This window comes from Bradyrhizobium tropiciagri, assembly GCF_001189845.1.
Classification (GTDB): Bacteria; Pseudomonadota; Alphaproteobacteria; order Rhizobiales; family Xanthobacteraceae; genus Bradyrhizobium; species Bradyrhizobium tropiciagri.
This window is the reverse complement of sequence record NZ_LFLZ01000006.1, coordinates 115,246-139,111: the sequence shown is the minus strand read 5'-3', so window position 1 is coordinate 139,111 and position 23,866 is coordinate 115,246. Positions and strand designations below refer to the sequence as shown.

The 23,866-nt window shown below is 65.3% G+C and carries 14 protein-coding genes and 2 pseudogenes; 3 read left to right on the top strand and 13 right to left on the bottom strand.

Annotation, left to right across the window (positions count from 1 at the left end; translation table 11 throughout):
- Window positions 1-47: 47 nt before the first annotated feature.
- From hpnE to AKN84_RS07565, 4 genes are all read right to left on the bottom strand, one after another.
- Complete coding sequence (gene hpnE, locus AKN84_RS07580) at window positions 48-1,298, bottom strand: hydroxysqualene dehydroxylase HpnE (RefSeq protein WP_050420124.1); 1,251 nt, start codon at window positions 1,296-1,298, stop codon at window positions 48-50.
- The gene (hpnD, locus tag AKN84_RS07575) at window positions 1,298-2,134 is read right to left on the bottom strand and encodes a presqualene diphosphate synthase HpnD (RefSeq protein WP_050420123.1); all 837 of its coding nucleotides are present in this window, start codon (window positions 2,132-2,134) and stop codon (window positions 1,298-1,300) included. Before hpnD ends, hpnE begins: the two co-directional genes overlap by 1 nt.
- Window positions 2,131-3,009 (bottom strand): squalene synthase HpnC, encoded by an 879-nt coding sequence (hpnC, locus tag AKN84_RS07570; protein WP_050420122.1) that lies wholly within the window; start codon window positions 3,007-3,009, stop codon window positions 2,131-2,133. The genes hpnD and hpnC overlap by 4 nt, the downstream gene beginning before the upstream one ends.
- Window positions 3,010-3,204: 195 nt before the next feature.
- Window positions 3,205-3,444 (bottom strand): hypothetical protein, encoded by a 240-nt coding sequence (locus tag AKN84_RS07565; RefSeq protein ID WP_050420121.1) that lies wholly within the window; start codon window positions 3,442-3,444, stop codon window positions 3,205-3,207.
- 403 nt (window positions 3,445-3,847) lie between these two features.
- Between AKN84_RS07565 and AKN84_RS07560 the strand changes: the two genes are divergently transcribed.
- Window positions 3,848-4,351, top strand: a complete 504-nt coding sequence (locus AKN84_RS07560) for a hypothetical protein (protein WP_050420120.1) — start codon at window positions 3,848-3,850, stop codon at window positions 4,349-4,351.
- A gap of 78 nt (window positions 4,352-4,429) precedes the next feature.
- Here the strand turns inward: AKN84_RS07560 and AKN84_RS07555 are convergent, their stop codons facing one another.
- The 4 genes from AKN84_RS07555 to AKN84_RS07540 all read right to left on the bottom strand — a co-directional run bounded on the left by AKN84_RS07555 (window position 4,430) and on the right by AKN84_RS07540 (window position 11,013).
- Complete coding sequence (locus AKN84_RS07555; RefSeq protein ID WP_050420119.1) at window positions 4,430-6,814, bottom strand: efflux RND transporter permease subunit; 2,385 nt, start codon at window positions 6,812-6,814, stop codon at window positions 4,430-4,432.
- A 302-nt stretch (window positions 6,815-7,116) separates the two neighbouring features.
- Window positions 7,117-7,911: an ethanolamine ammonia-lyase subunit EutC gene (eutC, locus tag AKN84_RS07550; RefSeq protein ID WP_050420118.1), complete on the bottom strand. Its 795-nt coding sequence runs from the start codon at window positions 7,909-7,911 to the stop codon at window positions 7,117-7,119.
- A gap of 4 nt (window positions 7,912-7,915) precedes the next feature.
- Window positions 7,916-9,502 (bottom strand): B12-binding domain-containing radical SAM protein, encoded by a 1,587-nt coding sequence (locus tag AKN84_RS07545; RefSeq protein WP_050420117.1) that lies wholly within the window; start codon window positions 9,500-9,502, stop codon window positions 7,916-7,918.
- A gap of 128 nt (window positions 9,503-9,630) precedes the next feature.
- Entirely contained in the window at window positions 9,631-11,013 is a 1,383-nt protein-coding gene (locus AKN84_RS07540) for an ethanolamine ammonia-lyase subunit EutB (protein ID WP_050420116.1), read from the bottom strand.
- A gap of 347 nt (window positions 11,014-11,360) precedes the next feature.
- On the opposite strand from AKN84_RS07540, the gene AKN84_RS07535 reads away from it, so the two are divergent.
- Complete coding sequence (locus AKN84_RS07535) at window positions 11,361-13,067, top strand: methyl-accepting chemotaxis protein (protein ID WP_128970523.1); 1,707 nt, start codon at window positions 11,361-11,363, stop codon at window positions 13,065-13,067.
- A 161-nt stretch (window positions 13,068-13,228) separates the two neighbouring features.
- A complete protein-coding gene (locus AKN84_RS07530) occupies window positions 13,229-14,731 on the top strand; it encodes a sensor domain-containing diguanylate cyclase (protein ID WP_050420114.1) in 1,503 nt (500 codons plus the stop codon).
- A gap of 23 nt (window positions 14,732-14,754) precedes the next feature.
- Here AKN84_RS07530 and AKN84_RS07525 read toward each other — a convergent pair.
- The 5 genes and pseudogenes from AKN84_RS07525 to AKN84_RS07505 form a co-directional block, all read right to left on the bottom strand.
- Window positions 14,755-15,632 (bottom strand): annotated as a pseudogene (locus AKN84_RS07525) (transglutaminase family protein).
- A pseudogene (locus tag AKN84_RS07520) lies at window positions 15,629-18,095 on the bottom strand (circularly permuted type 2 ATP-grasp protein). Before AKN84_RS07520 ends, AKN84_RS07525 begins: the two co-directional pseudogenes overlap by 4 nt.
- Before the next feature lie 116 nt (window positions 18,096-18,211).
- Complete coding sequence (locus tag AKN84_RS07515) at window positions 18,212-21,472, bottom strand: transglutaminase family protein (RefSeq protein WP_050420113.1); 3,261 nt, start codon at window positions 21,470-21,472, stop codon at window positions 18,212-18,214.
- 187 nt (window positions 21,473-21,659) lie between these two features.
- Window positions 21,660-22,112, bottom strand: a complete 453-nt coding sequence (locus tag AKN84_RS07510) for a GDSL-type esterase/lipase family protein (protein WP_050420188.1) — start codon at window positions 22,110-22,112, stop codon at window positions 21,660-21,662.
- Between the two features lie 163 nt (window positions 22,113-22,275).
- On the bottom strand, window positions 22,276-23,799 hold the full coding sequence (locus AKN84_RS07505; protein WP_050420112.1) for a UxaA family hydrolase: 1,524 nt from the start codon (window positions 23,797-23,799) through the stop codon (window positions 22,276-22,278).
- Window positions 23,800-23,866 lie beyond the last annotated feature (67 nt).

Sequence of the window (23,866 nt, the reverse complement as noted above, 5' to 3'; positions counted from 1 at the left end):
ATCGCGGCCCGGCTGTTCGAAAGCCGCGGCCGCTTAACAGGTCGAATCTAGCGCGTGGCCAGAACCAGATCGGCGGCGCGATCACCCGACCGCACCGATCCCTCGATGGTTGCCGGCAACCCGGTAGCAGTCCAGTCGCCGGCAAGGAACAGGTTTTTTTGCGCCGTTGCGGCCCCCGGACGCAGGGCGTTCTGCTCCGGCGTCGCCTCAAATGTGGCACGGCGCTCGCGCACGATCTGCCAGGGCGGCAAGTCGCCGGAAACACCCGACGCCTTGCAGATGTCCCGCCAGATCGCCTGCGCGAGCTCCTCGCGCGGCATGTCGACCAGGCGGTCGCCGTTGCTGATCGTGATCGAAAGCCGCTGCGGGAACGCGAACAGCCACTCCACGAGGCCGCCGACCACACCGAGGATGGGCGCGGCGTCGCGCGGCGGATCGACGCGGAAATGCGCGTTGACGATGGCGCGGAATTTGGTTGGGGTTTTCAGGCCGGGCAGCAGGGCGGCCGCAGCGCGCGGCGGCACCGCGAGCACGACAGCATCGCCGGCCGCCAGCGCGATCTTGTCGCCGCCGCCAAAATCGAGCTCCGTGACGCGATCACCGGACATGCCAAGCGTACGCAATTCGTGACTGAACTGGACGCTGTGGCCCTTGTCCTGCAGCAGCTTCACGGCCGGCTCGATCAGGACCGAGCTCAGGCCGTCGCGCGCGATCAGCGGACGGCAGGCCTGCCCGCCGGCGAGCAGCGTCTCGCGCACGATGGCGCCGGCAAGCCCGGCCGAGCCCTCCGGCGGATCGACATTCAGCGCGGCGAGCAGCAGCGGCTGCACCAGGCGGTCGTACAGCGTGCCCTTGCAGGGAATGGTGTTGCCGACCAGCGCCTCGGTGCCGGCCCAGGCCAGCGGCGCCAATGCGAGATAGTCGCGCAAGGTCGTGTCCGGGACGCGGCGCGCCTCGTCGAACACCCATAGCGGCAGGCGGGAGTCGCCGAGGTCGAGCTGCCAGCGCTGGCCGGAGGCCAGATCGACAAACGGAAACTGCGCGCGTGCGGGCCCCACGAGACCGGCCTCAGTACCGATCGAACGCGCGTAGCTCAGCGCATGGCGATTGCCCGACAGCAGGAGATGGTTGCCATTGTCGATGGTGAGATTGGTGGCGGCGTCGAAATAGGAGCGGCAGCGGCCGCCGGCCTGCTGCGTCGCCTCGTGGACGGCGACCTTGTAGCCGCCATTGGCGAGCCGCACGGCGGCAGAGAGGCCGGAAATACCGGCACCGATGATATGAACGGTCTTTTGCATCAGATGATCGCGTAACGAAGAAGAATGCCGATCTTGGCCGCCTTGGACACACGCACCGGCGCACGCGGGGCGGTGAAGCCGCGCGCGATCAAGAGATCGAGGATCGCGCGGTAGTATTTCGACATGATCCGCGGCGCGCGCACGGCGCGGCGCGAATTGCGCTTCATGATCTCGTCGGATCTCTGGAAATGCATCTTGGCGCGCTCGGCGAGCGGCGCACACACCTTCGGCAGCGCGCGGTCGGCGGTGACGCGGGCCGGATCGTTGTTGGTGATGCCGGCATGCCAGAGCCATTCGCGCGGCAGATAGAGCCGGCCGAGACCGGCATCCTCGTCGATGTCGCGCAGGATGTTGGTGAGCTGCAGCGCACGGCCGAGGTGATGCGCGAGCTGGATGCCATCCTCCTCGGGCAGGCCGAACACGCGCACCGACAGCCGGCCGACCGCGCTCGCGACGCGATCGCAATAGAGGTCGAGCGTCGCAAGATCCGGCGCGCGGATGTCCTGCGGCACGTCCATCTCCATGCCGTCGACGATCGCGACGAAATCCTCGCGCTTCAGGCCGAAGGTCTTCACCGACGCGACATAGTCCTTCAGCCGCTCCGGCGGATGGCCGGCATAGAGCGCATCGATGTCGTCGCGCCACTGCTGCAGCGCGGCCAGGCGCTCCGGCCGCGGACCGTCGGAATCGGCGATGTCGTCGACCTGACGGCAGAAGCTGTAGATCTGGAACATCGCCTCGCGCTGCGCGTGCGGCAAGATGCGCATCGCGGCATAGAACGAGCTGCCCGACGCGGTGCTTCCGTAATTCGCGTTGGCCGCCGCCTCTGCACTCATGCGCCTGCCGCCGACTTGGAGACCGCACGCCGTCCGGTCGCGCGCTGCGCGGTCTCGCCGGCGACGCCGCCGAGGCTCTGCAGCAGCAGTTCAACCTTGCTCAAATGCACGCGCTCGCTGAGCGGATCCCGCACCTTCAGCATGTTGACGATCTTGTCGGCGAACGCCTGGATCACGGAGATCTCGAGCCCGAGCCGGAAGTCCTTCACCTCGGCGGCGAGCGACTTGCTCTGGTCGAGCAGCACGGCGGTGCGCACCGCGAGCGCCTGCAGGCATTTGAGCAGGGCCGGCTGTGACTTCGTCTCGCCGAGCATCTCGACGCTCGCCCCCGCGGCGGCGAGCGCATCGCGCGGCAGGTAGACGCGGTTCAGGTTCCGGTAGTCCTTGCCGCAGTCCTGCAGATGATTGTTGATCTGCAAGGCCGCGCAGAGCGCATCGGACGCCGCCCAGGTCGAGATATCCTCGCCATGGACGTCGAGCATGAACCGCCCGACCGGCATCGCCGAGTAGCGGCAATAGTCGATCACGTCGTCCCAGGTTTCGTAGCGCAGCTTGGTGACGTCGAGGCGGAACGCCACCAGCACGTCGAGCGCATGCCGCGGCGCCATACCGCGCTCGGCGAGGGCCCGGCGCAGATTGACCGCTTCCTTCTGGCTCTCGCCCTTGCCGAGCAGCTCAGCCTCCATGAGGTCGAGATAGCGCAGCTTCTCGTCGGCCGGCAGCGTGGCGTGATCGGCGATATCGTCGGCGGTGCGGACGAAATTATAGAAGGCCAGGATCAGGGCACGATGCCGCGGATGAATGATCCACGACGCGACCGGAAAATTCTCGTCGCGGTGGGTCTTTCCGGATCGCAGATCGCTCGCGGTGGTCATGGGAAATTTGGGCTACACTGGTCATGGCACGACGCAGGCGCGAACCGTCAGGCGCATGCGGGGGATTTGCGAGCCCCATATAGGGGAATACGCCACCAAAACCAATGCTATCTGTGACCGCCAGCATATGCGGCCGCGGCCGGCACGGAGCCAGCCGCGGTGTCGATAGCGGTCCCTTGAGACCTGAATTCGGTCTTATTGGCCGTGGGTCTTCAGCACCTGGTCGCAGGCGGCGCTGATCTTGCTGCGGTTCTGCTGCAGGCAGGCGAGAATGGTGAAGTCGCCCTGATCGATGACTGAGCGGCAGTGACGCTGCACGTCGCGCGTGCAGGCCTTCTGCTCATCGGGTGTACCGCGTCCCTGCTGCTGCTGGGCGACGGCGCTGGACGCGAGCGGGATCGACAACAGGGCAAGAGCCAAGAGAAATTTACGCATCGTATTCCTTCATTTCCGACAGCAGAAAATCTGTTCCCGAAAGCGTTTCGGCATGGCCGGGACGGATTTTGGGGATTGCAGACGCCACGTAACGCGGCAACGGATTGACGACAAGCACTGCTAAATGCGGCTAAATTTGCGGCGCTGTAAACCCCCACTTAAGCCATTGATTCACAACGCCGATTCGCACCATCACTTTGTCGCGCTTGGCTATTGCGGATGGTACTCGTGCAAAGCTAGATGCCATGATGCGGCCAACGGTTTCTGATTCTGTTCGATGACGAAAGGCGGCGCGCACGCCGCCGCTGTCGTTTGAACCTAACATTCTTGGGTGACACTAAACCTTCGATGCGGCGAGACGCTTTCTTGCGAAGGAGGCGTTGATTTTGATGGGAAATTCACAATGAAACTGTTTGGTTCCAGCCTTTATGGTCAGGCCCTCAGAGCTGTGGGCGTCGGCGCCGCAATGATGCTGTCTGCCTCCGCGGTCCATGCCCAGGCCAGCGGGCCGTTTGCCGGTTTTGCCGGTTCGTGGACCGGCACGGGCACGGTGGCGTTGTCCAACGGCACGACCGAACGCATTCGTTGCAAGGCGGATTACAAGGTCGCGCCATCGGGTCTGAGCCTGAAGCAGACCCTGCACTGCGCCAGCGACAGCTACAAGTTCGACCTCTCCAGCGACGTCACCAGCCAGGGCGACCGGATCTCCGGCAATTGGAGCGAGGCGAGCCGCAACATCTTCGGCAATTTGCAGGGCACCGCGGGCGGCGGCCGGATCGACGTGTTCGTCGAGGCGTCCGGCTTCGCCGCCAACCTGAACCTGCAGACCAACGGCTCCAAGCAGGTGGTGCAGATCGACTCCAAGGGCGAGATCCGCGGTGTCACGATCACGATGACGAAGACCTGACACCCCGATCGATTTTCGCTGACAAACAAAAGGCCCGGTTCCGAGCGCTTCGAACCGGGCCTTTTCATTGTCGGTCGATCAGGCCTTTTCGATCGGCGCGGGTTGCCCGCCCCTGCCGCGGAGCTTCTGCGACAGGTTGATCAGGAACATCGAGGTCGGCCGCAGGATGAAGAGGTCCGCGACGAGCGCTGCGACCATCGAGAACGCGCTGAGCCAGCCGAACAGGCGCAGTGACGGCAGGTCGGAGAACACGGTGACGACGAGGCCGCAGGCCAGCACCACCGTGGTCAGGATCAGTGCGGGACCGACCAGGACGGTGGCGCGCTCGACCGCAAGTTCCGGCGTGACACCAGGCTTGGTCTCGAGCCGCAGGCGGTTGAGGAAGTGGATGGTGGCGCTCAGCCCGAGGCCGAAGGATACGGTCAACGCCACGACGCTGGCGAATTGCAGCCCCTCCCCGAGCAGCCAGAGCACAGTGCCTGACAGCACCACGGGGAAGATGCCGGGCAGGATGCAGGAGAACATCACCACGACCGAGCGGAACGCCAGCCCGATGAAGATCGCAACCAGCAGGAACTCGATGGTCAGGCCGTGGTTGAGCTTCTCGATCATGTTGGCGCTGTTGCGCGCGGCAATCACCGACAGGCCGGTCACCGCGATCTCGTAGCCGGGATGCTCGGCCCGCACCTTGTCCAGCGCGTGATCAAGCTTGTTCACCACCGGAAGCAACTGGCTCGAGTCCAGATCCGGGACGCGGCCCGACACCACGACGGCGTCCTGATTTTTGTCGATGAAGCGACGCACTAGATGCTCGGGGATCAGGTCGACATATTCCTTCAGCGTCGCGACATCGTTGCTGCCGGCCTTTTCTGCGAGCCAGCGCCGCAAGGTCTCCAGCGACCAGACGTTGCCGACGCCGGCGGAGTCCTCGACCATCGCATGCACGTCGGCGATCGTCTTCAGCGTCTCCGGCGAGTAGAGCGATTGCCCCTTGGGGAATTCGATCAGCACATCGACCGGATTGGCGCCGGTCAGCTTGGCGTCGAGCCGGTTCGACGCCGCCACCGCCTGCCGCTTGTCCGGCACCTGGTCGGCGAGCCGGTAACGCGGCTCGAGATTGGCGTAGATGACGCCGAGGCCGCCGACCACGATCAGCGCAAGCAGGCTGAACAGCCCGGGACGGCCGACCATGCGCACCGCGATCCAGTAGCAGAAATTGCGCAGCGCCTGCACGCCGGCATCGGCGCTCTGGAACTTGACCGCGAAGACCTTCTCGTTGCGCACGAACAGGACGCCGAACACCGGCACCAGCGAGAGCACCGCGACCAGCGCGATGATGGTCGCCGCAAGCCCGGCCTCGCCGAACTTGCGGATCAGGTCGGAATCCGAGAATTGCAGCGCGATGAAGGAAATGCCGGCCGTGCCGTGGGTCAGCACGCAGGCCGGCCCGACCACCAGCACCGCGTTCTTGAACGCGGTGAACTTGTCCTGGCCCGCGATCAGCCGGTCGCGCGCCGCGAATGTCAGCTGCATCGAGTCTGAGAAGCTGATCACCATGATGAGCGGCGTCATCACGTTGAGGAACATGTTGAGATTGAAATTGGCCCAGCCGAGGCCGCCGAGCGCGAGCAGGATCGCGATCATCGGCGGGAACGCCGCCGCCACCATGAAGGAGATCTTGCGGAAGAAGATGATGGCGATGACACAGCCGGCCAGGATACCGAGGATGTTGTAGGTCAGGCCGTCACGCTCGACCGCATTGCGGATCTCGAGCTGCATGACCGGCACACCGGACAGCTGGGCATTGAGCCCGCTGCCGCCGAGATCGTCGGCCATGATCTTCCTGATGTCGCCGATCACCTTGCCGAGCTTGTTGCTGCCGACCACTTCCGGTTCGAGCGACAGCACGATCAGCGCCAGCGTACCGTCCTCCGACAACAGCTTGCCGCGGATGATCTCGTTGCTTTTGACGGTCTCGACGAATTTGTCATAGGCCGCGCCCTCGGGGAGCTCGTTCGGGAACAGCGCCGCCGGCAGCTTGCCGCGCTCCGGCGCCTGCCGTGCCGAGAACAGCGACACCAGGCCGCGCACGCCCTCGACGAGCTGCAGGTCAGTGACCATGTCGCGGAGCTTGCCGAGATTGTCGCGTTCAAGCAGCGTCTTGCCTTCGACCACGACGAGGACGTCGAACTCGGTCGCCGGGAAGCGCTTGGTCACCGCCTCATACTGCTTGTAGTCCTTGGAGTTGGAGCGGAATAGCTGCGACAGCGAATCGTCAATCTTGATCCGGTACACGCCGAATACGGCGCCGATCAGCAGCAGAACGAGGACGATGCAGGACAGGATCGGCGCCCGCATCGGGATCAGGCCGAGCCGCTCGATCCCGAACGCGATGCTGGGGCCCGATCGCGGTTCTTCGACCTTCTCGACGTGGACCTGACTTTCGGAGTTCTTTTCGAGCATGCCCTGTCCAGTTCTGAAAACGGCTCAATCTGTCTAGCTTGGGTCTAAAGCGGGATGAGATCAGCTTGGATCGTCACCGCTTTAGCTCCTTGTTTGCGCATGATCTTTTCGGAAAACTGCTTCGCACTTTTCCGGATCATGCTTTAGGGGCGCGAATGAGGCGGGTGAGCGCAACTGATCGGCGCTAGTCCTTGAAAACACGCGAATATTGACCGGCGCCGGTTTTACCTGTCCGCCCCTTTGCTCGCAAGCGCGAGGGCGAGGGTCTGACCAAATTGGCGGGGAACCGGCGATCCCCACCATTAAGTATCTGATTTGCCACACCCTGGGAGCGCATTCTGTGACGATCCACCGCCGCTTTCATCTTTCAACACGACCCCGGTGATCTGGCGTGCCAGGCCTTCGCGCACAAGCCAGGCGATTCTGAATGCGGCTTCCGGATAGCTCAGCCCGGCACGGTGGATGTTGGAGATGCAATTGCGGTCGGCATCGGTGAGGCCGATCCGCGGCGCAAAGGTGAGATAGGCGCCAAGGCTGTCGGGCGCGGAGAGGCCGGGCCGCTCGCCGATCAGCATCACCAGCATGCGCGCGCCGAGGATGGCGCCGATCTCGTCACCGAGCGCAACGCGCGCGCCGGACGCGACGACCACCGCACCAGTGTCGATCCCGTCGGCCGTGAGCCGCGGCAACAGGTGCCGGATCAATTCGACGGCGTGCACATTGACCGCCGTCGGCGACAGGCCGTCTCCGATCACGATGACGCACGAGCACGCGGCGATGCCGCTGCTTTCCAGCGACCGCTGCGATGCGGAATCCAGCATGCGACCGAGATCCGGCCGGCGCAGATAGTCACGCCGGTCGTGCGCCTGGCTCGACACCTCGCGCGGCGTGATGCCGAGGCCGGCAAGACCGGCCGCAATGCTGCTGATTTCGAACGCCGCGTGAACGGCGTCGCGCGCGCGGGCGTGGTCGAGCGTAAACGAGAGCAACGCATCGGTCGGCAGGCTGGCCCCGGACCGGCCGAGCCCGACGCGCGCCGGCGTAAGGTCACGCAAATCGGGTAGCGAAGGGGACGATGGCGCCGGCGGTGTCGTCATGCTGTCATTCGGCGGGAACGGAAGCCTCGCGCAGCCGGATCGAGTAGTTCGAGGCGTTCTGCCGGCCGCTGGAGGCTGCGCGCGCAAACGTGATCAGATGGTGCGCAACCAGCGTCGCCGAGATCAGCCCCTCGATATCGCCGCGCTTGAGCCGGCCGAGCGCAAACTTCCAGAACACGCGCCTGTAGTCGCCGAGCACGCCGACCTTCCAGAAGATGTTGCGCAGCATGATCAGGCCGCGCCGGATGTTGGCCCAGCTCTTCATCTCCGGGCTGACCGGCACCTTGATGCGGTTGGCATAGGTATAGTTGCATTGATGCAGATAGCGATCGAACAGCTTCTTCGGCTCGTAGGCGATTTCCATGCATTTGCGCCAGGAACTGACCACGTCCTCATAGGGCAGCAGGAACTCGACATTGGAGTCGCGGCCCTCATCATCGATCAGCCGCCCCGCCTTTTCGAGCCGGTCCCACAGCGGCGTCTTCGGCAACGCCTGCAGCAGATTGATGGTCAGAAGCGGAATCCGGGACTCCTCGACGAAGGAGATGAGCGCGTCACCGGTCTGGGGCTTGTCGGTATCGAGCCCCATGATGATGCCGGAGACGACCTCCATGCCGAAGGAGTTGATGGTGCGCACCCCCTCCAGGATCGGAACCATCATGTTCTGATCCTTGTGCATCGCCTTCAGCGCGTCGGGATCGGGCGTCTCGATGCCGACGAAGATCGTCACGAAGAAGGCCTCGCGCATCTTCTCCAGGATCTCGGGCCGCTTGGCGATGTTGAGCGTCGCCTCGCAGGCGAGACGCGTGACATAACCGGTCCGCTTCTGCCATTCGATCAGATGCGGCAGCAGCTCGCTCGCCGCCTTGCGGTTGCCGATGAAATTGTCGTCGACGAAATAGACCGTGTCAGTCGCGCCGCATGCGCGCAGCTTGTCGAGCTCCGCGATGATCTGCTGCGGCGACTTCAACCGCGGATTGCGGCCATAGAGCCCGGGGATGTCGCAGAACTCGCACTGATAGGGGCAGCCCGAGGAGAACTGAATGCTGCCGAGAAAGTACTTCTTGGTTTCGGCTAGCTCATAGGCCGGCAGCGGGAAATCCGTCATCGGCAGGCGGTCGATGGTCTTCAGCACCACCTGCTGGTCGGGACGACTGGTGTCATCGGCCAGGCGCCCGATCAGCTCATTGGTCGCATCACCGAGTTCACCGACATGAAGGTAGTCGAATGAGGGGTAATAGTCCGGACACGCACTGACCGACGGACCGCCGATCGCGACCACCAGGTCGTGCTCATGCGCGCGCCGGCAGATGTCATTCATCTGCTGGCGCTGGATGTGCATACCGCTGACGAACACCGCGTCCGCCCACTCGAAATCCTCCACCGTCGCCGGACGCAGGTTCTCGTCGACGAAACGGACCGGCCAGTTCTCGGGGAGGTATGCGGCAATCAGCAGCAGGCCCTGCGGCGGCATGAACGCCTTGACGCCGTCAGTCAGGGGGTAGGAGTGCTCGAAGGTCCCAAACGACGACGTATAGCGCGGAAAGACGCAGAGGATACGTCGTGTTGTCTTTATGCCCTCAGCTCTCATCAATCGACCCCGAAGCACCCGCAAATCTAACCATGGCGTGGAACGCTGGGCCAGAAATTCTTCAACATTGTGGCACTCACCAACGTCACAACGGCGAGATAGTTGCTCTGCAGAATATTGCTATCCCGTCAGGTCAGGAGCCGGGCAGCAAGGTCGGGCAGCCGCCCCGGATCGCTGGCGAGGCGGAAGTCCTGCCCGGCAAGGCCTGCGCGCACCAGCCAGTCGTCGAATTCCGGCGCCCGCTTCAGGCCCAACAGGTCGCGAATGTAGAGCGCATCGTGAAACGATGTCGACTGATAGTTCAGCATCACGTCATCGGCGCCCGGCACGCCCATGATGAAGTTCACGCCTGCGGCCGCAAGCAGCGTCAGGAGATTGTCCATGTCGTCCTGATCGGCCTCGGCGTGATTGGTGTAGCAGACGTCGATCCCGAGCGGCAGGCCGAGCAGCTTGCCGCAGAAATGATCCTCGAGCCCGGCGCGGATGATTTCCTTGCCGTCATAGAGGTATTCGGGACCGATGAAGCCGACCACGCTGTTGACGAGCAGCGGATCGAATGCGCGCGCCACCGCATAGGCCCGCGCCTCGCAGGTCTGCTGGTCGACCTGGTGATGGGCGTTGGCCGACAGTGCCGAGCCCTGCCCGGTCTCGAAATACATCACATTGTCACCGACCGTGCCGCGCCGGAGCGAAAGCCCGGCTTCCCGCGCCTCCCGCAACAGCGAGAGGTCGACGCCGAAACTGCGATTGGCCGCCTCGGTGCCTGCGATCGACTGGAACACGAGATCGACCGGCACCCCCTGCCCGATCACTCCAAGCGTGGTCGTGACGTGGGTGAGCACACAGCCCTGCGTCGGAATCCCGAGCCGCGTGATGACGTCGTCCAGCAGCCGCAGCAGGGTGCCGATGACTTTCGGATCGTCGCTCACCGGATTGATGCCGATGCAGGCATCGCCCGATCCCAGCAGCAGTCCGTCGAGGATCGAGGCGGTGATGCCCTTGGGGTCGTCGAAAGGATGGTTCGGCTGCAGCCGCGTGCCCATGCGCCCGCGCAGGCCGATGGTGTTGCGGAAGCGGGTGATCACCTCGCACTTCTTCGCGACCAGGATCAGATCCTGGTTGCGCATCAGCTTCGACACCGCGGCCACCATCTCCGGTGTGATGCCGCGCGAGATCTTTCTGATCGCATCCGTGGTGGCGGCATCCGACAGCAGCCAGTCGCGGAAGCCGCCGACGGTGAGCGAGGACACCGGCAGGAAGCCGGCGACGTCGTGGCTGTCGAGGATCAGGCGGGTGACTTCGTCCTCCTCGTAGGGGATGACAGGCTCATCGAGGAATTGCTTGAGCGGAACGCTGGCAAGCGCGAGCCGCGCGGCGATCATCTCCGCGGCACTGTCGGCCGCGATGCCAGCCAGCCGGTCGCCCGAGCGCGGCGGCGAGGCCTTGGCAAGCAGGATGCGCAGATCGTCGAATGCGTAATTGGTGGCGGCGATGGTGTGACGATAGAGCATGGGGAGTCGCGTGGGGCTGGGGCAGCGTAACCTAGCACCTCTTTGCGAAAGTCGTGCCATCGGCTTCGCGCTGCGCGCCCGCGGATGTTGATGAGTGATGATGATGGCGGCGCGTCATTCAACATAGCGGCCTGCCACTGGAACCCCGCGGGACGCGGAGGCCCTCATAAGACATTGGGATTATTTAGGGATTTTAGCGGTTGCAGCCGCGCCAGGGCTCGCCCGTTAAGAAATTATCCATGAAGATTTTGCATAAGCTTTAATCGGCCGAAGGTGCTCCCCGGCCTCTTGGAGTGCCCTCAATGCCCGCCCCCACCACATCCCCCACCTCCATGTCCCGGCCTCCAATGGCGTCCCGATTCTCGCTTGCTGCCAGGCTGTACTCGACGTTTGCGCTGATTGCGGCGCTGACCGCGGCCATCACCGTCCTGTCCGACTACAACGCGCGGCGCAACGCCGAGCTGACCGCGGCCGTCGACCTCGCCAGCCGTGCCGCCCTCAACGTCGAGCGGGTCAACTCGCTGGTCTATGCCGTGGTGATGGAATCCCGCGGCATCTACATGTCGACCGACCCGGCCGCGGTGAAGAAATACGGCGACGGGCTGCTGGCGTTCAACGAGCGCATCCGCGGCGTGGTCAAGAACTGGGAAACCCTGGTGCAGGCCGACGATGCCACCGAATTCGCAGTGTTCAAGAAGCGCATCGAGCAGTTCATCGAGTTCCGCAAAGAGCTGGTCCGGCGCGGCATCGAGATCGGCGCGGCAGCCGGACGTGAGTGGGGCGACAACGACGCCAACCGCGACGTGCGTACCGCGCTGAACAAGGACCTCGAGGCGCTTTCCAAGGTCTACGCCGAGCGCAGCAAGAAGCTGGCCCAACAGACCGACACCAACCGTGAGCTGGCGCTATTGCTGACCGGGCTCGGCGCCGCCGCCCTGATCGTGGTGGTGCTCGGCGTCCTGATCATCGCCCGCTCGGTGGCGCGGCCGCTGTCGCAGATCACCACGACCATCAAGCACGTCGCCGAGGGGGCCGACCATGTCGACGTGCCGCATGTCGATCGCGGCGACGAGATCGGCGCATTGGCGCGCGCCATCAAGGTGTTCCAGGAGGCGATGGATCGCAATCGGAGCCTGAACGCGCAAGTCGTGCGGGACTCCGAGGCCCGCGACGCCCGCGGCCGCCATATCGAGAGCTTCGTCGAGACGTTCCGCGGCACGATCGGCGAGGTGCTCCGCGCGGTGCACGACAACGCGGCGACGATGCGTCAAACCGCGCAGACCATCGCGACCGTCGCATCGGACGCCAACGGCCGGGCGGTTGCGGCGGCCGGCGCGACCGAACAGGCCTCGAGCAACGTCTCCGCGGTGGCGGGTGCAGCCGAAGAGCTCTCCGCCTCGGTCGAGGAGATCGGCCGCCAGGTCAAGCAGTCCTCCGGCGCGGTCGATCAGGCCGGTGCGCGCACCGACCGGTCGATCACCGAGATCGAGAGCCTTGCCGCCACCACGCAGCGCATCGACGGCGTGTTGAGCCTGATCCAGGCGATCGCCGAGCAGACCAATTTGCTCGCGCTCAACGCCACCATCGAAGCCGCCCGCGCCGGCGATGCCGGCCGCGGCTTCGCGGTCGTTGCGCACGAGGTCAAGGCGCTGGCCGCGCAGACCGCGAAAGCAACCGCCGAGATCAGCGAGAATGTCGGCCTGATCCAGGCCTCGACCCGCAACTCGGTGGCCGCCGTGCGCGAGATCGGCCAGGCGGTGCGCGAGATCAGCAACGTCACCGCCAACATTGCCAGCGCAATCGGCCAGCAGGACGCGGCCACGCGCGAAATCTCCGCGAACGCGCAGATGGCCGCCGAGGGCAACGAAACCCTGGTGACGAATGTCGGCTCGCTCCGCGACGACATGGACCAGACCAGCAAGGCGGCGGAATCGGTGCTCGCGGCATCGAACGATCTGACCGCAACTGCCGAGACGCTGTCGCGCGAAGTCGAGCAGTTCTTCCGCAATCTGCGCAGCAATGCCGCCGGCGGCCTGCGTCCGACCGGGACCTGAACGGATCGCACGCTGTGCCGGAGCCCACGACGCAATCCGGATGGTTAACAGTCCCCCAACGCACGCGTGCAAATTGCCTGCGCTTCAGGTCGCCTTTTTCAATTTGATACCCCCATAGAAAGCGTCAAAGCGCGGGGGCGCGGGGAAAGTGGAAGCGAGCAATGAACGGGCTGTTGCCAAGGCCGAAGGCGGTGCCGACCAAACGGCTCCTTGCGCTCGGGATCGGCCTCGTCTTGTGCTTTTCGGCGATCTGCGCATCCATTCTCTGGCAGATGGCCGGCAAGGACTATCAGCATGCAAAGGAAGGTGCGACCAACCTCGTCGCCTCCATCGCAAGCGAGATCGACCGCAACATCGAACTCTACGATCTCTCGCTGCAAGCCGTCGCTGACGGCGTCAAGCTGCCGGAGCTCGGCAAGGTCAGCCCGGAGCTTCGCCAAGTCGTGCTGTTCGACCGCGCCGCCACCGCCAAGGATCTCGGCTCGATCCTCGTGCTGAATACGGCGGGAGACGTCACGCTCGATTCCCGGACGTTGATGCCCCGCACCGCAAACTACGCCGACCGCGACTTCTTCCAGGTGCATCGGACGCGAGCGAACAGCGGATTGTTCATCAGCGCGCCCTGGGTTACGCCAGACGGTGAATATCTGGTCAGCCTGAGCCGTCGCATCAGCAATGACGACGGATCGTTTGCCGGTGTGGTCGCGGGCAGCATGCGGCTCAGCTATTTCCACAACCTGTTTCGCAAGCTGAACTTCGGCTTCGGCGACAGCATGGCGCTGTTCGACACCAACGGCGTCATGCTGATGCGCGCGCCGTTCGACATCGGCAAGATCGGGCAGAGCATCAGGGACTCGCAGGTCTTCAAGCAGTATCCGGCACGGCAATCCGGCTTCTACACGACGAAATCGATCGTCGATCATGTCGGCCGGCTCTATGTTTTCCAGGCGGTCGGACACCATCCCCTGATCATCGCCGAAGGTCTCGCGCTCGACGGCATCTATGCCGACTGGTGGCAGCAGGTCTGGCTGATCGGCAGCGTAGTGGCAGCGCTCTGCGGCTTCTCGATCGTCCTGATGTTCTATTTGCTCGCCGCCCTCAAACGGCGCGCCGCCGCCGAAGGCCGGCTCGCGCACCTCGCAAGCACGGATGCGCTGACCGGCCTCGCCAACCGCCGCCGTCTCGACGATACCCTTGAAGCGGAATGGCGTCGCGGCATGCGCGCCAAGGCGCCGGTGTCGCTGCTGATGATCGACGTCGATCATTTCAAGGCCTTCAACGATACCTACGGCCACCAGGCCGGCGACGCCGTGCTCGCCACCGTGGGACGGTGCATCGCAGCCAGCACCAAGCGCGTAACGGATCTCGGGGCGCGCTATGGCGGCGAGGAGTTTTCGGTGCTGCTGCCCGGCATCGGCAAGGCGGGCGCGTTGGAGGTTGCCGAACGTATTCGCGAGAAGCTGACCGTCGAGCGCGGCTCCCAAAACGAGTTGCCGACCGTCAGCATCGGATTGGCCTGCCTCGTCCCGGATCACGAGCGCACCTCGCGCGATCTGCTCAAGGCGGCGGACCTGGCGCTGTATCAAGCCAAGCATGAAGGCCGCGACCGCATCATCGTCAGCCCGATCGGGTGGGACAAATCGGGCAAGCGGCACGCGGCCTGACCCGAGGTCTTACGTCGCTGCACTCACTCCACCGGCAGCACGTCGACCGCGACGGCAAGCTTCTGCTTGCGCGCGCCGACGATGACGCCGTCGACCGGCGAGACGTCGGCGAAGTCGCGGCCGATGGCGAGAATGATGTGATCGTTGGCGACCATGAGATCGTTGGTCGGGTCGAACCCGACCCAGCCGAGCTCGCTGCCGCACCAGACCGAGACCCAGGCATGGGTTGCGTCGGCACCCTGCAACCGCGGCTGGCCCGGCGGTGGAATGGTGCGCAGATAGCCGCTGACATAGGCCGCGGGCAGGCCGAGGCCGCGAAGCCCGGCGATCATCACATGGGCAAAATCCTGGCACACGCCGTGGCGCTTCTCGAACACGTCGCGAAGCGGCGTCGAGATCACGGTCGCCTTGGGATCGTATTTGAAGTCGCTGCGGATGCGGCGCATCAGATCGGCCGCTCCAGTGAGGATACCGCCGCCAGGCGAGAAGCTCGCGGAAGCGTAGGCCGTCACCGGCCGCAGCACCGGCACCAGCGCACTGGCAAAGACGTAGCCGACCGGCGAGGCCGCATCGAGCTCAGCGCCTCGAACGCATTGTCACGCACGCTCTCCCAGGGCGGGCTGGCGGCGTCACGCGCCGGCGGCTGCCGCGCCACGGAGACCCGCGAGCGGGAATCGATGCGAAGGCTGCGATGCGCGCTCTCGATCAGGACGCTCTCGGTCAGCGTGCCGAAGAAATCGCGCCGCGCGGTGCGCTCCGCGGGCCTCGGGCGAATCTCGACCGAATGGGAGATCAGCTGCTGCCCGTCGCCGCTGATCGGCTCCAGCCGCAGCGAGCAGCGGGCGAAGCTGACCTGGGTCTCATAGCTGTAGGTCGTGACGTGGCGGATGTCGTAGATCACGCCAGCCCCGTGAGCTTCTCCGGCCGGCTGGCATTCGGTCCGTGCGGGAAGTAATGCAGCCCGACGCGTCGGCGAGGTTGAGCAGATCCTGCTCCAGCGCGAACAGCGTCTTGACGTCGAGGCTCGAAGCTTCGGCCGTCGTCAACATCGCCTCGACCGCGACTGCGAGCCGCTGCGGCCGCTCGATCAGGCCATGCTCCTTCAGGCTCGGCAGCGCGGCGATATGCTCGTTCAGCGCCGCGACCTGGAATGCGACCGAGCGCGGATTGTAGGGATCGAGCACCGCGAGATCGCGCACCGGGGTCAGCAGCGGCTGCACCAGGTAGCGCGAGCGATAGGTGATCTGGCAGTCGACCAGCGTGAGCAGGACGTCGAGGTCCTCGTCGCCGGCTTCGTCATAGGCGAACTGGCGGGCGAAGCGCGTGGTGTTGATGGCGCGTTCGGCGCGGCGGCCCATCTCGAGGAAGCGCCAGCCGGCGGCGCGGTTCATGTTCTCCTGCGCGAGGCCGGCGAAGCTTGCGAGCTCCTGCAAGGTCAGCTCGGCGGCGCTGACGACACCGTCATCGTCATGCACCTCGATCGCGAGGCGGTCGGCCATCTCGGTGATGACCTGCCAGGCATCCGGCGACAGCCGCTCGCGGAGCGACGTCGCAGTGCGCTGCGCCGACCGCACCAGCGAGAGCGCCGAGCCGAACTTCTCCTCGCTCTGCAGCGCTTCAAGCGCGACCTTGGCGGGATTGGCCCGCGCCGCCTGCGAGGCCGCGCCCCAGGTCACCAGCAAGCGCTGGATGCGCTCGGCCGAATGCATCGCCGGCGCGTTGCCGTTCGCATTCGCGCGCGCCGGATCGCGCAGCGGCGTGCACAGCGCGCGGATCAGGCGAATGGTGGCCTCGGCGCGCTCGAGATAGCGGCCGAGCCAAAACAGATTATCGGCCGCACGGCTCGGCAGCACGCCGGCAATGCGGCGGATGCGCACCGTGTCGACCGCCGGCAGCAAGGTCGAGGTTGCGACCGCCTTGTCGGACACCACCCAGACGTCGGCGGACACTGCGCCATCGCCCATCGACACCGCGCGCGCATCGGCCCGGTCGGCGATCCGGCAGAACCCGCCGGGCAGCACGGTCCAGCCGCTCGGCGTCGCCGCCGCGAACACCCGCAGCACGAACGGACGCGGCGCGATGCGGCCGTTCTCCCACACCGGCGTGGTGGAGAGCCGCACCAGCTCTTGTCCGACATAGTCGATGCCGCGATGGCTGATCGCGTCCTTCAGGCGGTCGCGGTCCGCCGCCGAGAGCTCACCCGGCAGCACCGGCCCGTTGCCGGGAAAATCCGCAACGCCGCGGCCATAGGCGCCTTCGATCGCGAATTCATCGAGCCGTGACAGCACCTGCTCGCGGGCCGACTTCTGACCGCACCACCAGGTCGCGATATGCGGCATCATCAGGTCTTCGGAGAGCAAGCGCCGGCACAGATTGGGCAGAAAGCCAAGCAGCGCCCTCGCCTCCATGCGCCCGAGCCCGGCATGTTGGCGACCACGACGCCGCCCTTGCGCAGCACTTCGACGAGACCGGGCACGCCCAGATAGGACGACGCATCGAGCTCGAGCGGATCGAGCATGTTGGAATCGACCCGGCGCAGCAGCACGTCGAGCCGCTTCAATCCGGCGACGGTGCGGATGTGGACGCGGTCGCCGGAGACCGCGAGATCATCGCCCTCGACCAGCAGGAAGCCGAGATAGCGCGCGAGCGTGGCATGCTCGAAATAGGTCTCGCTGAATGCGCCCGGCGTGAGCAGGCCGATCCGCGGCTCGTCGCGGTCGGCGCTGGCGCGCAGCGAATCGCGGAACGCTTCGAAGAACGGCGCGACGCGCTCGACATTCATCGACTTGTAGAGATTGGAAAAGGCGCGCGACAGCACCAGGCGATTTTCCAGCGCATAGCCCGCGCCGGACGGCGCCTGCGTGCGATCGCCGAGCACCCACCAGCGGCCGTCAGGCCCGCGGCCGATGTCGGCGGCATAGAGATGCAGATAGCGGCCGCCCGGCGGCTTGATGCCGCTGACCGCGCGCAGATATTCGCTGCTGCCGGCGATCGCAGCGGCCGGGATGGCACCGTCGGCGACGAGACGGCCCTCGCCGTAGAGATCGGCCAGCACCATTTCGAGAAGCTGCGCCCGCTGCGCGACGCCAGCGGCGAGCTGCCGCCAGTCGGCCGCGTCAATGATCAGCGGCAGATGGCTGAGCGGCCAGATCCTGTCAGAGGTATCGCCGGGCGTGCGATAGGTGACGCCGGCCTCGCGCAGATGGCGATCAGCTGAGGCGAAGCGGCGCTCGATGTCGGCCGGCGACAGCCCGGCAAAGGCATCGAAGAAACGGGCCCAGGCCGGCCGCGGCGCGCCGTTCTCGGCGATATATTCGTCGGGAATGCCCGGAAGCCGAACATAGTCGCGGGTCCATTGCGCCATCCGGCGCTGACCGGGACGGGCCCGGCTCTCCTGACTGCTGCCTTGACTGCTGCCCCGGCCACCCGACACGGTCATTGCATTTCCCCTGCACCCCAGTTCGCTGGAGAACGCTCCAATTAGTGCAGGAGCGGCGTCCGCAAGTCGAGGGTCAAGGGAAACTCAATTGTGCGTTCCTCCGGCGGTGTTTCGATCTTGCCGGGGGTGTGGCCGTGTTCCTGGAAGCGCGCTAGCCGCCGCGCCTCGGCCTCGTAGGAATTGACCGGCTTGGTCTCGTAGTTGCGGCCGCCGGGATGGGCGACATGATAGACGCAGCCGCCGAGCGAGCGGCCGTTCCAGGTGTCGATCAGGTCAAATGTCAGCGGCGCGTGCACGGGAATGGTCGGATGCAGGCCGGAGGCGGGCTGCCAGGCCTTGAAGCGGACGCCTGCGACCGCCTCACCGGCGCGGCCGGTTTCGCTCATCGGCATCCGCCTGCCATTGCAGGTGACGACATGGCGGCCCTCGACGAAACCGGTTGCCTTCACCTGCAGCCGCTCGACCGACGAATCGACGTAACGCACGGTGCCGCCCGATGTGCCCTCCTCGCCCAGCACATGCCATGGCTCGAGCGCCTGTCGCAATTCGAGGCCGACGCCGCCATGGTGGACCCGGCCGAAGGCGGGGAAGCGGAATTCAAGCTGCGCCTGATACCATTCCGGCTCGACGTCGTAGCCGGACTGCTTGAGCTCGGCGAGCACGCCCAGAAAATCCTCCCAGAGGAAATGCGGCAGCATGAAGCGGTCATGCAGCGCCGTGCCCCAGCGCACGAACTTTCCCTGCTGCTGCTCGCGCCACAGCTTTGCGATCAGCGCCCGGATCAAGAGCTGCTGCGCCAGCGACATCCTGGGATCAGGCGGCATTTCGAGCGCGCGGAATTCGACCAGGCCGAGCCGGCCGGTCGGGCCATCGGGCGAATAGAGCTTGTCGATGCAGATCTCGGCGCGATGGGTATTGCCGGTGATGTCAACCAGGATGTGCCGGAACAGCCGGTCGACCAGCCACAGCGGCGCGTCCATGCCCGGCGGCGGCACGTGCGCCAGTGCGATCTCCAATTCATAGAGCCCGTCATGCCGCGCCTCGTCGATGCGCGGTGCCTGGCTGGTCGGGCCGATGAACATGCCGGAGAACAGATAGGACAGCGACGGATGCCGCTGCCAATACAGCACGAGGCTCTTCAGAAGGTCCGGCCGGCGCAGGAACGGCGAATCCTCCGGCTTGCTGCCGCCGACAACGATATGGTTGCCGCCGCCGGTTCCGGTATGGCGGCCGTCGATCAGGAAGCGGTTGGCCCCGAGCCGCGTCTTCGCGGAGTCCTCGTAGAGGCCGAGGGTGATGTCTACGGCCTCCCGCCAGCTCTGCGCCGGCTGCACATTGATCTCGATCACGCCGGGGTCCGGCGTCACCTTGATCACCTCGACGCGCGGGTCGAAGGGCGGCGAATAGCCTTCGACATGCACCGCGAGCTGCGTTTCCTCGGCGGTCGCCTCGATTGCCGTGATCAGTTCGAGATAGTCATCGACCTGTTCGACCGGCGGCATGAAGACGCAGAGCACGCCGTCGCGCACCTCAATCGCCATTGCGGTGCGCACCGGCAGCGGCTCGGGGATGTCCTTCAGCGCCTGCTTCAGCTCCGCGTCGGCAAGCGCCTCGCGCGGCGCCATCGGATCCTGCTCGACGATGTAAGGATAGTCCTCCGGCGGGACATGTTCGAGCGAGCCGATCGGCAGCCGCAGGCCGAGCGGCGAATCGCCGGGTGATGCGAACAGATGGCTGCGCCGGATCTTCCAGCGCTCGCTGCGCCAGCGCCCAGGGATTTTATCGGCAAGCGGTGTCCAACGCTGGATCGGCAGCACAAAGCCTTTCGGTGTCGTCAATCCCTCGTCGAACACCCGCGCCAGGCGCGCGCGCTCTTCGGCATCCGTCAGCTTGGAGTTATCGGGCGTGACGTTGGCCGGCAGCCCGGCTTCACGCTGCAGCCAGAACGCCGGGTCTTCATAAGCCGGCATGACATAGTCGGCGCCGAGTCCGAGCTTCTTCGCAGTGCCGACAGCAAAGCGCTCGGCATCGGCAACCCTGGCCTTGAGCGGATTCTCGATCGACGCGATCAGATCGGCATTCTTCCAGATCGGCTTGCCGTCCTTGCGCCAGTAGAGGCCGAACGCCCAGCGCGGCAGGCTCTCGCCGGGATACCATTTGCCCTGGCCGTAATGCAGCAGGCCACCGGGCGCAAACCGCGTGCGCAGCTTGCGGATCAATTCGTCGGCGAGCGCGCGCTTGGTCGGGCCGACCGCGGCGACATTCCACTCCGGCGATTCCAGATCGTCGACCGAAACGAACGTCGGCTCGCCGCCCATGGTGAGCCGCACATCGTCCTTCTTGAGGTCGGCATCGACCTGCTCGCCGAGCCGGTCGAGCCGCGCCCAGGATGCATCCGAAAACGGTCTCGTGATCCGCGGCGCCTCGCGGATGCGCTTGACGCTCATCTCGAAGCCGAACTCGACATTGGCGGCGCCTGCGGTCCCGGTCACCGGCGCGGCCGAGCGGTAGTGCGGCGTCGCGCAGACCGGAATGTGTCCCTCGCCGGTCAGCATGCCGGAGGTGACGTCGAAACCGATCCAGCCCGCGCCCGGCAGATAGACCTCGGCCCAGGCGTGCAAATCGGTGAAGTCGCTCTCGACCTCGCGCGGTCCCTCGAGCGGATCGATATCCGGCCGCAGCTGAATGAGATATCCGGAGACGAAACGCGCAGCGAGCCCGAGATGCCGCAGCGTCTGGATCAAGAGCCACGCCGAGTCGCGGCACGAGCCGGAGCAAGCGGCCAGCGTCTCCTCCGGCGTCTGGATGCCGGCCTCCATGCGGATCACGTAGCTGATCTTCTTTTGCAGCTGCGCGTTCAGTTCGACCAGGAAATTGACGGTGCTGTCGGCCCGGCGCGGAATGTCCTTCAGATAGGCCGCGAGCAACGGCCCGGGCTCCTCGGTCTCGAGATAGGGCGCGAGCTCGGTCTTGAGATCGCCGGGATATGCGAATGGAAAGCTGTTGGCATAGGGCTCGACGAAGAAGTCGAACGGATTGACCACCGTCATCTCAGCGGTGAAGTCGACCTCGACCTTGAGCTCGGTCGCCTTCTCCGGAAACACGTAGCGCGCCAGCCAGTTGCCCTGCGGGTCCTGCTGCCAGTTCACGAAATGATTTGATGGCGTGACCTTCAGCGAATAGCTGAGGATCGGCGTGCGGGTATGCGGCGCGGGCCGGAGCCGAATGGTCTGGGGCCCGAGATCGATCGGCCGATCGTATTTGTAGTGCGTGACGTGATGCAGTGCGACGAAGATCGACACGGACCAAGGACTCCAGCAGCTTTTTTGAGCAGAACACTGGTTCCGGTATGGATCAAGCACTAACAACGGGCAGCGATTGCCCAAGCAGCGAGCGAAGCTCGTAGCCCGGATGGAGCGAAGCGCAATCCGGGGATCTTCTCCGCGGCAAGAGTCCCGGATTTCGCTGCGCTCCATCCGGGCTACGGGACTAACGTCCGATCGCGCCGGATACCTGCGAGGCAAGCTGCTCCGCAAGCATATGATAGCCCTCGGGGGTCAGATGCACACCATCGGGCTGATGGGGAAGTCCGTGCAGCATCCCGTTGGCAAGCATGATCACCGTGATGCCACGGGCGCTGAGGCGGCTCTGAATATCCGCAGTCCGGTCAGGGCTGCCCTTGCGCCGATCGTTGCCACCCGGCTGCAAGATGACCGCGCGGGTCCCGTTCGGGACCGCCCGGTCCAGCCGTTGCAGCATCCCTTCCGTGGTGTCGCCATTGATGCCGGCGTTGACGATACGGACGTTCAATCCCTTGGCCCGCAAGATCGCCTCGAGCTGCGCGGGATAGGCCTGGTTGCGCGCCACGCCCTTGCCGTAGGTGTTGCTCGCGCCAAGCGCAACAATGGTTGCGGCGTCGGCTGAGGCGATGCCGAGGTTCAAGGCCGCCCAAAATGCGAGGCATCCAAGTGTTGCGAACCGAAGCGCGCGCATGTTTCCCTCCGCCCAATCCGTAGCCCGGATGAAGCGGAGCGTAATCCGGGGTCATTGTCCGCGGAGAGAGTCCCGGATTTCGCTCCGCTCCATCCGGGCTACGCATTCTTCCTTACATCGTAGCTCCCAGCACCCACGGCGCGAACTCGGCGCCGCCGAAATCAAAGCTCTCGCTCTTGGTCGGCTGACCCGAGGCGGTTTTGAGGATCAGGTCGAAGATGCGCTGGCCGCATTCCTGCACGCTCTCCTCGCCGTCGAGGATGGTGCCGCAATTGACGTCCATGTCGTCTTCCATCCGCTTGTACATCGGCGTGTTGGTGGCGAGCTTGATCGATGGCGCCGGCTTGCAGCCGAACACGCTGCCGCGGCCGGTGGTGAAGCAGACGAGATTGGCGCCGCCGGCGACCTGCCCGGTCGCCGCGACCGGGTCGTAGCCGGGCGTATCCATGAACACGAAGCCCTTCTTGGTGACGGGCTCGGCGTAGCGCAGCACGTCGACGAGATTGGTGCTGCCCGCCTTGGCCATCGCGCCGAGCGACTTCTCCAGGATGGTGGTGAGACCGCCGGCCTTGTTGCCGGGGCTCGGATTGGCATTCATCTCGGCGCCTTCGCGCTGGGTGTATTCCTCCCACCAGCGCATCAGGCCGACCAGCTTCTCGCCGACCTCGCGGCTGACGGCGCGGCGGGTCAACAGATGCTCGGCGCCGTAGGTCTCCGGCGTCTCGGAGAGGATCACCGTGCCGCCGTGACGAACCAAGAGATCGCTCGCCGCGCCGAGCGCCGGGTTGGCTGACACGCCGGAGTAACCGTCCGAGCCGCCGCATTGCAGCGCCACGGTGAGCTCGCTTGCCGGCACCGCCTCGCGCTTGACCTTGTTGGCGTCAGCGAGTGCTTCCTTGACGAAGGCAACGCCGGCTTCCACGGTCTTGCGCGTGCCGCCGACCTCCTGGATGTCCATCGCGCGCAAACGGCCGGCGAGCTTCTGCTCCTGCATCAGACCGCCGATCTGGTTCACCTCGCAACCAAGGCCGAGCACGATCACGTTGGAGAAATTAACGTGCCGCGCATAGCCACCGAGCGTGCGGCGAAGCAGCGCCAGCGGCTCGTCCTGGGTCATGCCGCAGCCGGTCTTGTGAGTCAGCGCGACGACGCCGTCGACATTCGGGAAGTCGGCCAGCGGATTGTCGCCGGTGAACGGGTTCTTCTTGAACATGTCGGCGACGATCCCGGCGACATGCGCGCTGCAATTCACCGAGGTGAGGATGCCGATATAGTTGCGCGTGGCGACGCGGCCGTCGGCGCGGCGGATGCCCTCGAACGTCGCCGGCAGATCGAAGTTCGGCACCGGCTTGACGTCGACGCCATAGGCATAGTCCTTGGCGAAATCGCCCATGCCGCAATTCTGGGTGTGCACATGCTGGCCCGGCGCGATCGGCTGCGTCGCAAAGCCGATGATCTGGCCGTAGCGCCTGATCGGCTCGCCCTGCGCAATCGGCCTGATCGCGACCTTGTGGCCGGCCGGAATGCGATCGACCGTGGTGACGCCCTCAGTCACCTCAAGCCCCGGCGGCAGGCTCGCGCGCGCGATCAAGACGCTGTCGTCGGCGTGCAGGCGGATCACTTGTGCCGAGGCCATGGGAGTTCTCCTTGGTGTTTTCTTGACCTCTCCCCAACCTTCACGGGGAGAGGTCGAATTCTCGCAC

Coding starts and splice junctions, on each gene's coding strand:
- AKN84_RS07540 (WP_050420116.1), bottom strand. CDS start 11,013: ATGCTCTATCGTCACACCATCGCCGCCACCAATTACGCATTCGACGAT.
- AKN84_RS07530 (WP_050420114.1), top strand. CDS start 13,229: ATGAACGGGCTGTTGCCAAGGCCGAAGGCGGTGCCGACCAAACGGCTC.
- AKN84_RS07560 (WP_050420120.1), top strand. CDS start 3,848: ATGAAACTGTTTGGTTCCAGCCTTTATGGTCAGGCCCTCAGAGCTGTG.
- AKN84_RS07505 (WP_050420112.1), bottom strand. CDS start 23,799: ATGGCCTCGGCACAAGTGATCCGCCTGCACGCCGACGACAGCGTCTTG.
- hpnD (WP_050420123.1), bottom strand. CDS start 2,134: ATGAGTGCAGAGGCGGCGGCCAACGCGAATTACGGAAGCACCGCGTCG.
- AKN84_RS07565 (WP_050420121.1), bottom strand. CDS start 3,444: ATGCGTAAATTTCTCTTGGCTCTTGCCCTGTTGTCGATCCCGCTCGCG.
- hpnE (WP_050420124.1), bottom strand. CDS start 1,298: ATGCAAAAGACCGTTCATATCATCGGTGCCGGTATTTCCGGCCTCTCT.
- hpnC (WP_050420122.1), bottom strand. CDS start 3,009: ATGACCACCGCGAGCGATCTGCGATCCGGAAAGACCCACCGCGACGAG.
- AKN84_RS07555 (WP_050420119.1), bottom strand. CDS start 6,814: ATGCTCGAAAAGAACTCCGAAAGTCAGGTCCACGTCGAGAAGGTCGAA.
- eutC (WP_050420118.1), bottom strand. CDS start 7,911: ATGACGACACCGCCGGCGCCATCGTCCCCTTCGCTACCCGATTTGCGT.
- AKN84_RS07545 (WP_050420117.1), bottom strand. CDS start 9,502: ATGAGAGCTGAGGGCATAAAGACAACACGACGTATCCTCTGCGTCTTT.
- AKN84_RS07535 (WP_128970523.1), top strand. CDS start 11,361: ATGGCGTCCCGATTCTCGCTTGCTGCCAGGCTGTACTCGACGTTTGCG.